Here is a 2,417-nt window from a genome sequence, read left to right as displayed (position 1 = left end):
CGTGCTGCCGGAGGACGGGGTCGTCTACTACGATGTGCCGCGAGAGTTCGCGCTGCCGGAGTACAGTTACACAATCGTCAATGGCCACCCGGTGCTCGTCGAGCCAGGGAGCCGGCGCATCGTGGAGGTGATCGAGTGATGGCCAATTCCCGCATATCTGATCCGACGGGCCCCGACCCGTACTGGGCCAGCGAGCGCAATGGATGGGCGGTGTTCACCGAGCGCGTAGATGCGGAAGCGTTCCCGGCGGTCGACGCCGAGGATGCCGTTGGCCGTACCCACGGCCGCCCCGATCGCGCCGCCGACGACGGCCCCGAGCGGACCAGCCATCTCCTCGCCGCGCGCGGCCCCGTCACGGGCGCCTCGCTCCAACCCCTGCGCATGAACGGTCGCTGAGAAGCCAACCATCGCAAGAAACGTGAGGGTGGTCGTGAATTTCATGGTGTATCCTCCTAGCTACGTGATGAGAGGCGCGGCCGCTGTGACGACCGAACCTGGACGCGACATCTACGTCAGCCCGAATGGCGACAGCTGGCGCTTGCTGTGCGATCCAGGGACCGGGCAAAGCTTCGTTCGGCTCGATGGTAACGCTGCCTCGGGAGCGCACGTAACCGAGATCGGCCTGTCCGCTTTCCTCGCTGCCGATCGTGGCGGTCCGGAGCACCAGGCTCTCTGGCTGCTGATCGCTACCCTGATGGATGGCAGACCTTTGTCGACGGGGGTACTCGCGTAGATCGAGCCGGCACCGCCTCTAGGGCCTGTCGTCGCCTGAACGGACTGGCGGGGCTTGCGTTTTCCCCTCTCCAAGACAGGAGGGATGATGCTGAGCGACGCGCAATGGTCTGAGCTGGAGCCGCTGGTCGAGGCGTGCCGTCCGAAGGCCAAGACGCCACCGCAAGACCTGCAACGCACGCTCTCGGCCATTCTTTGGCGGCATCAGAACGGGGCGAAATGGAGGGCCATTCCAGAGGATCTGGGTCCTTGGTGGCGGGTCGCACAGACGAGGTTATGCGCCGGAAGGACTGCCGCCTATCGGTGCCGAACCTCGCCGCCGTCACGGGCGTGGCTGAGACCACGGTCCGCAACGCCATTCGCGAGGCCAGGAAGCTCGGCCTGCTCACTGTCGAGGAGCGCCAGATCACCGGCTTCCGCAACGACACCAACATCGTGCGCATCGTCTCGCCCGAGTAGACGGCTTGGCTACGTCTTGCACGACGGGCGACGTGGTCTCCAGTAGGTCAGGGGGTGGGTGCAAATTCCCGTGGGCCACGCCTACTCAAGTTCCAGAATCGGGAAAAGCGGGGACAGCAGGAGTCTCGCGAGAGCGACTCGCAGTCCCGAAGCCGCCAGCACGAACGGCATTGCGAGCGGCAGACGCGTGATCCCGTCACGACGCTGTGAAAGGCGACACGCCGGGATCACGCTCATGTGAGAGTAAGGAGATGCCGAGGGTCAGCGGTTGACCTCTACGTTGCGGCACGATTCCCGAATCCGTGTGGACCGTAGGATCGTGAGGCGCTTCTGATGCCCGAGGACCTGATCGTGCCGTTGATCATGGCCACAGTGGTCACCGGCGGCTGCTACCTGATTCAGCGCCTTGAACGATATGCCGCGAGCGTCGAGCACTCACTAACGATGGCGTTGATGTGCCTGACAATGTTCGCCTTCGTTGTCATGCTCGGGCATTACGCTGAAGAGGTGCACGCGCGGCCACAGCCATCGGTGCTCAGGCCGCCATCTCCGTAAAGATCTTCTGAGTGCACCGTGCCGGGCTCATACTCGGGGTAGAGGGGGGCTGCGGGGGGGGGGGCAGCGATCGACCTCGACCTATCAGGCCGAACGAGAATTCTCGCGGGTTGTGGCGCGGGCCGAGCTATGCGGTGAGGGTTTACTGCCGGACGATATGTCGAACGCCGAGCCGGTAGAATGCGCGGATAATCTCAAGCTGCAGATTGCAGCGTCGAACCACCATTGCACTGCTCTGTTCGGATCAGAGCAACCATCAGCTTCATCGCAGCGACGGCAGCATCAGCTAATTCCGTATCGTGCTCGACACGCTCGACTAGTGCTCCGGAGCCCGCATCTGGAACGAGATAGCTCATCGGATCTTCGCCGAAGATCGGCTCTAGAACCGGCCCGCACTCAACGACCTCGACGTTGACATGACGCAGATCGCAGCAGATCCGGTCGAAGATCGCCTCTACGGCGGCGGCAGGGCCCTCCAGGGCCTGCACGAAAAACAGGCGCGTGAACAGGAGCGTGCCCGTGATGCCGGTCTCTGCGTTCCTGCTCTGCGATGTAGTCAGGGTCTTGTCGATTGCCCGCTGCACCTCCTCAGCGGTTCCTTCGAACGTGCTGCGGCTCCTGTAGACCAGTCGAAACAGGTCGAGGTTGTCCAGCGGGTTCATGCAGCCTCG

At 63.5% G+C, this 2,417-nt stretch carries 4 protein-coding genes and 2 pseudogenes; 4 read left to right on the top strand and 2 right to left on the bottom strand.

Going from position 1 to position 2,417, the window contains the following annotated elements:
* Positions 1 to 139: DUF1236 domain-containing protein (locus MKL01_RS04620; protein ID WP_243903215.1), on the top strand; the 139-nt coding region annotated here is incomplete at its 5' end.
* A gap of 32 nt (positions 140 to 171) precedes the next feature.
* Here MKL01_RS04620 and MKL01_RS04615 read toward each other — a convergent pair.
* Positions 172 to 441 (bottom strand): annotated as a pseudogene (locus MKL01_RS04615) (hypothetical protein); the annotation flags it as partial.
* Between the two features lie 379 nt (positions 442 to 820).
* On the opposite strand from MKL01_RS04615, the pseudogene MKL01_RS04610 reads away from it, so the two are divergent.
* The 3 genes and pseudogenes from MKL01_RS04610 to MKL01_RS04600 all read left to right on the top strand — a co-directional run.
* Positions 821 to 1,000 (top strand): annotated as a pseudogene (locus MKL01_RS04610) (transposase); the annotation flags it as partial.
* Entirely contained in the window at positions 985 to 1,191 is a 207-nt protein-coding gene (locus tag MKL01_RS36105) for a hypothetical protein (protein WP_409566199.1), read from the top strand. The pseudogene MKL01_RS04610 and the gene MKL01_RS36105, both read left to right, overlap by 16 nt.
* Before the next feature lie 333 nt (positions 1,192 to 1,524).
* Positions 1,525 to 1,746, top strand: a complete 222-nt coding sequence (locus tag MKL01_RS04600) for a hypothetical protein (protein ID WP_243904050.1) — start codon at positions 1,525 to 1,527, stop codon at positions 1,744 to 1,746.
* A gap of 194 nt (positions 1,747 to 1,940) precedes the next feature.
* Here the strand turns inward: MKL01_RS04600 and MKL01_RS04595 are convergent.
* Positions 1,941 to 2,417: BLUF domain-containing protein (locus tag MKL01_RS04595; RefSeq protein ID WP_243904049.1), on the bottom strand; the 477-nt coding region annotated here is incomplete at its 5' end.

The sequence above is a fragment of the Methylobacterium sp. J-070 genome, assembly GCF_022829385.1.
In the GTDB taxonomy this organism is placed as follows: domain Bacteria; phylum Pseudomonadota; class Alphaproteobacteria; order Rhizobiales; family Beijerinckiaceae; genus Methylobacterium.
This window is presented reverse-complemented; position numbering and strand designations above follow the sequence as displayed.